This is a genomic window from Arthrobacter cupressi (assembly GCF_900099975.1).
Classification (GTDB): domain Bacteria; phylum Actinomycetota; class Actinomycetes; order Actinomycetales; family Micrococcaceae; genus Arthrobacter; species Arthrobacter cupressi.
In genome coordinates this window covers 220641-229616 of the sequence record NZ_FNEI01000006.1, presented here as the reverse complement: position 1 = coordinate 229616, position 8976 = coordinate 220641, and the positions used below count along the sequence as shown (strand labels likewise).

General features: G+C 69.0%; 10 protein-coding genes. All 10 read right to left on the bottom strand.

What is annotated here, in order from left to right; translation table 11 throughout:
- Nucleotides 1–26: 26 nt before the first annotated feature.
- Nucleotides 27–932, bottom strand: coding sequence for a dihydropteroate synthase (folP, locus tag BLP88_RS09600; protein WP_074588721.1), 906 nt, complete (start codon nucleotides 930–932; stop codon nucleotides 27–29).
- Between the two features lie 6 nt (nucleotides 933–938).
- The gene (gene folE, locus BLP88_RS09595) at nucleotides 939–1598 is read right to left on the bottom strand and encodes a GTP cyclohydrolase I FolE (RefSeq protein ID WP_074588720.1); all 660 of its coding nucleotides are present in this window, start codon (nucleotides 1596–1598) and stop codon (nucleotides 939–941) included.
- A 10-nt stretch (nucleotides 1599–1608) separates the two neighbouring features.
- On the bottom strand, nucleotides 1609–3723 hold the full coding sequence (gene ftsH, locus BLP88_RS09590) for an ATP-dependent zinc metalloprotease FtsH (protein WP_074588718.1): 2115 nt from the start codon (nucleotides 3721–3723) through the stop codon (nucleotides 1609–1611).
- 163 nt (nucleotides 3724–3886) lie between these two features.
- On the bottom strand, nucleotides 3887–4360 hold the full coding sequence (locus tag BLP88_RS09585) for a hypothetical protein (protein WP_074588717.1): 474 nt from the start codon (nucleotides 4358–4360) through the stop codon (nucleotides 3887–3889).
- Nucleotides 4361–4422: 62 nt separating this feature from the next.
- Nucleotides 4423–5169, bottom strand: coding sequence for a hypothetical protein (locus BLP88_RS09580; protein WP_074588715.1), 747 nt, complete (start codon nucleotides 5167–5169; stop codon nucleotides 4423–4425).
- A complete protein-coding gene (locus tag BLP88_RS09575; protein WP_084111008.1) occupies nucleotides 5162–5803 on the bottom strand; it encodes a signal peptidase I in 642 nt (213 codons plus the stop codon). The genes BLP88_RS09580 and BLP88_RS09575 overlap by 8 nt, the downstream gene beginning before the upstream one ends.
- On the bottom strand, nucleotides 5800–6456 hold the full coding sequence (locus BLP88_RS09570) for a SipW-dependent-type signal peptide-containing protein (protein ID WP_074588713.1): 657 nt from the start codon (nucleotides 6454–6456) through the stop codon (nucleotides 5800–5802). The genes BLP88_RS09575 and BLP88_RS09570 overlap by 4 nt, the downstream gene beginning before the upstream one ends.
- Before the next feature lie 22 nt (nucleotides 6457–6478).
- The gene (locus BLP88_RS09565; protein WP_074588711.1) at nucleotides 6479–7087 is read right to left on the bottom strand and encodes a SipW-dependent-type signal peptide-containing protein; all 609 of its coding nucleotides are present in this window, start codon (nucleotides 7085–7087) and stop codon (nucleotides 6479–6481) included.
- A gap of 161 nt (nucleotides 7088–7248) precedes the next feature.
- Nucleotides 7249–7800 carry a hypoxanthine phosphoribosyltransferase gene (hpt, locus tag BLP88_RS09560; protein ID WP_074588710.1) on the bottom strand — a complete coding sequence of 184 codons (552 nt, stop codon included), beginning with the start codon at nucleotides 7798–7800 and terminating at the stop codon, nucleotides 7249–7251.
- A gap of 25 nt (nucleotides 7801–7825) precedes the next feature.
- Complete coding sequence (gene tilS / locus BLP88_RS09555; protein ID WP_074588778.1) at nucleotides 7826–8932, bottom strand: tRNA lysidine(34) synthetase TilS; 1107 nt, start codon at nucleotides 8930–8932, stop codon at nucleotides 7826–7828.
- Nucleotides 8933–8976 lie beyond the last annotated feature (44 nt).

The window sequence follows — 8976 nt, the reverse complement described above, 5'->3', positions numbered from 1 at the left end:
CCCTAATTCAGTTCGGATACACAGCTTCAGTGCCGGACGCGCGCGGCGACCTTGACCGCGTCAAGGCTGGGGCCGACGTCGTGCACGCGCACGCCCCAGATGCCCCGTGCCGCGCTGATCGCTGTGATGGCCGCCGTGGCGTGGTCCCTCTCCTCGGGAGCGGCCGCCTTGCCGGCAACGGCCAGCAGGCTGCCCAGGAAGCGCTTGCGGGAGGCGCCGACGAGGATCGGGTGGCCCAGGGCGTCCAGCTTGCCGACGTGCTTGAGCAGTTCCCAGTTCTGGGCCTCGTTCTTTGAGAAGCCCAGGCCCGGGTCCACGATGATCTGCTCCGGCGCGACACCGGCGGCGTACAGCTTGCCCCGGACACCCTTGAGTTCCTCGACCACTTCGTCCACCACGTTGCCGTATTCGGCCAGGCTGTCCATGGTCTCGGCGTCGCCGCGGCGGTGGGTGAGGATGTATTTCACCTTGCTGGCGGCGATGAGCTCGGCCATGCCGGGCTCGATGGTCAGGCCGGAGACGTCGTTGATGATCGCTGCGCCGGCATCGATGGCCGCCGCGGCGGTGGACGTGTGGATGGTGTCGACGCTGACCAGGGCGCCGGCCTTGACCAGTGCCTGGATCACCGGCAGGACCCGGCGCTGTTCTTCCTCGGGGTTGACGGACTCGGCGCCCGGGCGGGTGGATTCACCGCCGATGTCGATGATGTCCGCCCCGGCGTAGAACATCCGCAGGCCGTGCGCGATGGCGGTGTCCGCCGTCGGGTGCTTGCCGCCGTCGCTGAAGGAATCGGGGGTGACGTTCAGGATGCCCATGACCACGGTGCGGTCCGCCGGCAGGTCCTCGAAGCGGGCCGCCGCACGTGGTTTGCGGAGGATCGGCAGGGGGTTGGTGGCTGGTCCTGTTCCGGGTGCTGCTGCGAGGGAATCCATGGTCTATTACCTTCCGAGTATGAGGCTCATGGCTTCGGCGCGGGTAGCCGGGTCATGAAGTTGACCGCGCACCGCACTGGTGACGGTCTTCGCGCCGGGTTTCCGGATGCCGCGCATGGACATACACATGTGCTCGCATTCGACGACGACGATCGCGCCGCGGGGATTGAGGTGCTCCACGAGGGCCTCGACGATCTGGGTCGTCAGCCGTTCCTGCACCTGCGGGCGGCGGGCATAGATGTCCACCAGGCGTGCCAGCTTGCTCAGCCCGGTCACCCTTCCGTCATGTGACGGAATGTAGCCGACATGGGCCATGCCGTGGAACGGGACCAGGTGGTGCTCGCAGGTGGAGTAGAACGGGATGTCCTTGACCAGCACGAGTTCCTCGTGGTCCAGGTCGAAGGTGGTGGAGAGTACGTCCGCGGGATCCTGGTGGAGGCCGGCGAAGACTTCGGCATAGGCCTTGGCCACCCGCTTGGGCGTATCCAGCAAGCCGCCGCGGTCCGGGTCCTCCCCTACTGCGATGAGGATCTCGCGCACAGCGGCCTCGATGCGGGGCCGGTCCACCTTGTGGGAGTGCTTGCCATGGCCGGCGGAACCGCCGGAATCACCGGCGGACACTACGCCGAAGGCACCACTGAAGTCGTCGTCGTCGATGTGAGTCACAGCAGAAAGCTTAGCCGCGATGTACGACGTCGGTGCCCGCTTCGGGCTCTGTGTGACCTGCCGGGCGCTGCGACTCGTGGCCGGGAACCCCGCTGTCGTACGGTCGTTCCGCGGCCGGGTGGGCCAGTGCCGGGGGCAGCAATTCTCCTTCGCCGTCCTCGCCTGCGGCGGCCCGGGCTGCGGCCTCGGCGGCGAGCTGGGCGCGTTCGCGGGAGGACAGCACCGGGGCGATGTGCTGCACCGGGCGGGTCTCCTTCGAGAGCCAGATCGGGCGGACGACGGGCTTGCGGACACCTGCGGTGAGGCGTTCGACGTCGGACTGGTTGATGGTTTCGCGTTCCAGCAGTTCCAGGGCGATCTGGTCCAGGATGTCGCGGTTTTCCGTGAGGATCTGGTACGCCTCGTCGTGCGCTTCATCGAGGAGGCGGCGGACCTCGTCGTCGATGAGCGCGGCGAGCTGGTTCGAGATGATCGGTGCGGAGCCGTTGCCGCCACGGCCGGTGAGCGGATCGGAGTCGCCCCCGCTGACCTTGATGGTGCCGACCTTCTCGCTCATGCCGAGATCGGTGACCATGCGCCGTGCGGTGCTGGTGGCCTGCTCGATGTCGTTGGACGCGCCCGTGGTGGGGTCGTGGAAGACGATCTCCTCGGCAACCCGGCCGCCCATGGCCCAGGCCATGCGGTCCAGCAGTTCGTTGCGGGTATAACCCTGCGGGTCTTCGTCCGGGACCACCATGGTGTAGCCGCCGGCACGGCCGCGCGGCAGGATGGTCACCTTGGTGACCGGCGGGGCGTTGTGCAGCGCAGCCGCCACCAGGGCGTGGCCGCCTTCGTGGTAGGCGGTGAGCTTGCGGTCGTGTTCCTTCTGGACTCGGCTGCGCTTCTGCGGGCCGCCCATGACGCGGTCGATGCCTTCGTCGAGGGCACGGTCGTCGATGAGCTGGGCGTTGGAGCGCGCGGTCAGCAGCGCGGCCTCGTTCAGCACGTTGGCAAGGTCCGCGCCGGTGTAACCGGGGGTCTTCTTGGCGACGGCGTTCAGGTCGACACCGGGAGCCAGGGGCTTGCCCTTGGCGTGGACCTGCAGGATGTGTTCGCGGCCCAGGCGGTCCGGGGCGTCCACGGAGATCTGCCGGTCGAAGCGGCCGGGGCGCAGGAGGGCCGGGTCCAGGATGTCCGGGCGGTTGGTGGCCGCGATCATGATGACGTTGGTCTTGGCGTCGAAGCCGTCCATTTCGACGAGCATCTGGTTCAGGGTCTGTTCGCGCTCGTCGTTGCCGCCGCCGATGCCGGCACCGCGGTGGCGGCCGACGGCGTCGATCTCGTCAACGAAGATGATGGCGGGACTGTTGGCCTTGGCCTGCTCGAAGAGGTCGCGGACGCGGGAGGCGCCCACACCGACGAACATTTCCACGAAGTCCGAACCGGAGATGGAGAAGAACGGAACCCCGGCCTCGCCGGCAACGGCGCGGGCCAGGAGGGTCTTGCCGGTACCGGGAGGCCCGAACAGCAGGACGCCCTTGGGGATCTTGGCGCCGACGGCCTGGAACTTGCCCGGTTCGGCAAGGAATTCCTTGATTTCCTGCAGTTCCTCGACGGCTTCGTCTGCACCGGCCACGTCGGCGAAGGTCACCTGCGGCATGTCCTTGCTGATCATCTTGGCCCGGGACTTGCCGAACTGCATGACCTTGGAGCCGCCGCCCTGCATGCGGGAGAGCAGGAACCAGAACAGCACGCCGAGCAGCAGCACGGGAACCAGCAGGGAGAACAGTCCGGAGAACCAGTTGTTCTCAACGGGCTGGTCGGTGAAGCCCTTGCTGGGCTTGGCGTTGGTGACGGCCTTGACGACGTCCGCACCGCGCGGGTTCACGTAGAAGAACTGGACGTTCTTGCCCTTGTCCTGGCCGTCAATGACCAGGTTGTCCTTCAGCACCAGATCCACGCGGTTCTCCGCGTCGAAGATCTTGGCCTGCTCCACCTTGCCGCCTTCGGCGAGGAGTTCCAGCCCCTTGTCGGTGTCGATCCGGGACGACCCTCCGGGCGCCAGCGTTGCAAAGGCCACCAGGAGCAAGGCGACCACGACAACAATCCAGATGCCCGGGCCCTTGAAGAAACTCTTAGCTTTCATCTGTACCGGGGCCAGGCCCCGTCCCTCCTGGTAGTGCTGTACGGCGCAGCTTCTGTGCGCGTGCGGTGCTGCGACAGTTCTAGGTTTACACCGTTCCGAGTGAATCACGCATAGCTGTCCGCAAAAGTTCCCTCTCGGCGTACACCCCGGGACAGCCCGCGGATCAGGCCGGCGCGCAGGTGGCCGAGCCGAGTGCCGGCTTGGTTCCACGGGCAACGGCCGGGGCGGAGACCCAGTTGGTGCCCAGCTTCGAGCGCAGGGAGACCTCGTATGCAACGCTCCCGAGGCTCAGGCTCGCCACCGTCACCGTCGTGGTGTACGCGGGTCCCGAGCCCGTGGTGCCAACGCTGCTCGGAACCAGCGCGCCCAGTACCGGGTCAAGCATCCCGCCGCCGGTGACCGCCACATCAAGGTTCGCGGGGGCCTGCAGCGAGGACCCGGCCGGGAAGTGCCAGTTGACCACCATGGTGCTCTGCACTCCGCCGGTGGTCAGGGTGCAGCTGTCGACCACCGGGGTGGGCAGTGTCGACGCCGACAGGGCGGCGGAGGTGAACTCGGAGTCCTGCCAGACGGCTTCGGTGGCACCTGTCGCCGCCGGCCCGAGCAGCGCAGCGGCGAGTCCTGCTGCCGCCAGCACGCCGGTCAGTTTGCGTGGCGGCCTGCCCCGAGGAGCCGGCCTGCCCGACGGCGGACGCCTCCTCATGCGCCTGCCCTCCCCGCTGCCGGTCCCCCGCTTGGTGCGCCCGCTGGTCCGTCGGAAGGTCCCTGAAGGTTCAGCCGGCGGGCCCACCCGGTGGCGGCCAGGCCGGTCACCGCGGCGGCGGCACCGAGCAGGGCAAGCCCGGCAAGCCGGAGCACGGTGTCGGGGCTCCCGGCGCCAGGCAAGCGGCCGCCGTCGCGCACTTGCATGGCTGCCGCCTGGCAGCCCGCGCCATCCCTAACGCCGTCCCCTGCGGTCATCCGGAAGGAAAGGCCCTGCACCGCATCGTCCGCAGCCGGGGACAGCGTCACTTCGGCCAGCAACTCGGCGCCGGCCGGGATGGCGGGCCCGGGTCCGGCCGGGCTGCTCAGGGTCCCGTCGGGCGAGGCGAGGAAGGTGTGCGGGATGACGGTCCTGGCGCCTTCGGCGCAGGTCCCCGCGGTCCATTGGCCGGGGCACGCCTTCACCTCGACCGTGAGCAGTCCGGCCGCGCCCTGCGGAGCCTCAGCCCAAGGGCCCGTGGCCTTCAGATGCAGGACGAACCCGCCGGGGCCGATCTCCCAAGGGACGGCGCCGAGGACCCGGCTGCTGGTCGAACCGGGGACCAGGACCCCGGGGTTTCCGTTTTCCGGGGAAGGTCCGGGTTCCGGGACAGCCGCCGCAGCGGGGACGGCGCACAGGAGCAGCAGGGCCAGGCTGCACCCCGCCGTCCTGCGTCCGATGGCCTTCCCTGTGCGCTCAGGCATCGGCGGCGGCCTCGCTCAGCTGTTCCGTGCGCCGTTCCTCCCCGTCCCGCCCTTCCTGCCCGGCGTGTTCTTCCCCGGCCTGCTCCTCCCGGGGCCACAGGGACCAGGTGACCAGGGCCGCGACGGCGAGCGTGACTCCGCCCAGTACGAAGGGGCTGGAGGCCTTGGCGACCCACTGGGCCAGGCCCGGCGCCGACCAGAGCACCGTGCGCACCGTGGAGACCGTGTACGGAGCAGGGTCCTCCACGGGGTTGGCGTCGCCCTTCATGGTCAGCACGCCGCTGTGGCCGTCGGCGCTGAGGCTGACCGAGGTGACCCGGTGCGTTACGGGAAGCTTGCCCTGCCGTTCCACCGTGACGACGTCGCCCAACCGCACCTCGGCGACGGGCACCGACCGCACCACGGCCAGCGAACCGGCCGGGATCGTAGGGGCCATGGACCCGGTCTTGAACATGATCAGGGAAACCTGGAAGAACAGCGCGGCGAGGGTGAGCAAGATGCACAGCGCCCCGCCCGCTGCGGCGGTATTCAACATGGTTTCCCGTACGACGGCGGCGGCTCCCCGGCCGCTGTGGTCGAGGCGCCGGCGGCCGTCTCGACGGCGGGGGTGGCGTGCCCTGCTCCGCGCGGTCATGAGTCCGAGGTTCCCTTGATTTCCCAGACGGCGCCGCTGCTCGTGCCCTGCAGCGAGTTGTCCGCCGTCGTCTTCATGGTGATTTCGAAGCACAACTGCACCGGGCTGGCAGCGTTCGCGGCCACCGCCGTGCCGGCGCCGGCGGTGCCCAGCGCCACCTTGGAGGACGACGACCCAACGATGTACGTGGAGCCTGCACCGAACTGGCTGGCGTCGCAGCTTCCAGAGCTGTACCGGACCACCCGGTAGTCGAAGGCGGCGAACAGCGAGGCGTCGCCGCCTTGGACCACCTGCCCGCCCTGGAGCTCCAAGGTCCCGGACACCGAACCGGTGACGGTCCGGAGCCAGATGGGGGCGTAGTTCACCGCTCCGGGGGACATCCCCCCGGCGGTGAAGGACATGGTGGCCGCCGTCGCCGAGGTGCCGTGTTCCTGCCACGTCCCGCCGGAGTCCGTGGAGGACTGCAGGGCGAACGAGCTGGCGGAGAACGTTCCGGTGGCAAACTCGGAATCGTTCCAGGCAGCGAGCGTCATGGTTGCGCCCGCGCCGAGCACCAGGCCCCCCGCCAGGAGGGCGCGCACCCTGAGCAGCTTCGTGCGGGGCGTGCTGCGTGGCCGCGTCCGGAGGTGTCCGGCCCGTAGTTGTCCGGTCATCGTCTGTCTCCCGCTGACCCGGTCAGGACGTGGAAGCTGCCGACAACTCCCAGGTGGCGGTGCCGCTCTGGCCTTGGACGAGGCCCGCGCCAGCGGTCACCTTGAAGCACAGGAAGACGGGATCGCCGGGATCGGTGACAGGCGAGCCGGCGTCGAGATTGAAGGTGACGCCGCTGAGCGTGCCGTCCAGTGCGGTTCCGGCCGTTACCAGCCCCGTTCCGGTGGTGCTGGCATCGCAGCCGAAGGCCGTGGGCTGGATGAGCTCGTACGTCAGATTGGCGATGCTGCTGCCGCCGGCCGTGGCCCCGTTGACGGTTACCGTGGCACCCGTGGAGGTGTTCGCCGCGAGGCGCACCGCGAACGGGGCGTAGACCGTGTCCCCGGGAGCCAGGTTGCTCGGGTTCACGGTGAACGGCAGGGTGGCCCCGGGGGCCGCTGCATGGTCCGAGTAGGCCGTGCCGTTGGTGCTGCCTTGCAGGTTGAAACTGCCGGCAGTGAAGGTGCCGGTGCCGAATTCGGAATCGTTCCAGGCCGCGAGAACCACGGTGGCGCCTACACCGAGCACCAGGCCTCCGGCCAGGAGGGCGCGGACTTTGCCGCGGCTTTGGCTGCGTGTTGCTTGGTCTTTCATTTTGCCTCCCCATTGGCTTGCGAAGTCCCCCGCGGAGCATTTGCGGAACTGCGGAGGGGTCAACCGGGCTTCAGGGTAAGCACAAAAGGGGTACAAAAAGAAGGCGGCTTCCCAAATGGGAAGCCGCCTTCATGCCGGCCCGAAGCCCGGGCGGTGTGTTCCTACTCGTAGACGTGCGGGGCGAGGGTGCCCACGAACTCCAGGTTGCGGTACTTTTCGGCGTAGTCGAGGCCGTAGCCGACCACGAATTCATTGGGGAGGTCGTAGCCGACGTACTTGACGTCGAGTTCGACCTTGGCGGCGTCCGGCTTGCGGAACGCGGTGCAGATTTCCACGGAGGCGGTGCCGCGGGATTCCAGGTTGGTCTTGAGCCAGGAAAGGGTCAGGCCGGAGTCGATGATGTCTTCGACAATCAGGACGTCCTTGCCCATGAGGTCGGTGTCGAGGTCCTTGAGGATGCGGACGACGCCGGAGGACTGGGTGCCGGAGCCGTAGGAGGACACGGCCATCCAGTCCATGCTGACGTGGCTGTGCAGGGCGCGGGCGAGGTCCGCCATGACCATGACGGCACCCTTCAGGACGCCCACGATCAGGAGTTCGCGGCCCTCGTAGTCCTTGTCGATCTGAGCTGCGAGTTCGGCGATCCGCTGCTGGATCTGCTCTTTGGTGTAGAGAACGTGTTTGAGGTCTGCCTGGACGTCGTGTGAATCCACCAATGGCTCCTGTGTTGATGCGGGTCTACGGCTGGTGTTGGGGCGTTTTGTGATGCCGGAATACTAGCTTCCCACAGCCGTCCCCTTCCCGGGGAACGCCGGGAGGCGCCGGCTGCTGCTCCCGCGCCCGTTTCTCCTGTTCCTTCGCTTTCTCCTTTTCCTGCACGGCGAGCGAAAGCCGGTACACGGCCACGTTGCCGGGAAGCTGGACCGGGCCGGCCGAACCCTGCCGCCGCAGCAGTGCCTCGGCCGCCTGGAGGCGGCCGTACCCCGGTTGCTGGCCCCCGACGTCGGCCGCCGCCTTGGCGATCACCCGGAACCTGAGCGCCGGCGGCAGTTCCCTCACCTCGGCTTCGGGGAGCCAAACGCCGTCGTGGGTGCGGTGCACGAGGGCGGTGTAGCGGTCGGCGGCGAGCTCGTCCAGGAAGTCGGCGTCCTGTTGCAGGATGGCCGCGGTGCGGGCCAGTGATTCCGCGACGCCGGGCCCGAGCCTTTCCTCCAGCACCGGCATGACTTCCACCCGGATCCGCGAGCGCGCGAACGCGGGGTCCGTGTTGTGCGGATCGTGCCAGGGATCGAGTTCTTCGACGGCGCAGATTTCCAGGGTTTCGGCGCGGCGCAGGCCCAGGAAAGGGCGCAGGAGCCTGCCGCGTGCGGGCCTCATTCCGGCCAGGGAGCGGGTGCCCGAACCGCGGGCCAGGCCCAGGAGCACCTGTTCGGCCTGGTCGTCCAGGGTGTGGCCGAGGAGGATGGCACCGCATCCCAGTTCATCGGCCGCGGCGTCAAGGGCGGCGTGCCGGGCGTCGCGGGCGGCGGCCTCGGGCCCGAAGCCGGTGGCGGCCACCTCGACGGTACGCAGCTGCACCGGCGAAAGACCCAGTTCCTCCAGGACCGCGACGGTCCGTGCAGCGACCCCGGCGGAACCGGGCTGCAGCTGGTGGTCCACCACGACGGCGCCCACGGACACAGGATGCCCGTCCACCTTGCCGCGGCGGGCAAAATACGCCGCCACGGCGGCCAGGGCCAGCGAATCAGGCCCGCCGCTGCAGGCGACCAGCACGCTCTCCGGGTAGCCGGCCGAGGCCAGCGCGTCCCGGAGCTGGTTCCGCGCCTTGCCGACGACCGGCGCCAGCCGGCCGGGCCGCCGTCGGCCCCCGGGGGCCTTGCCGGCACTCA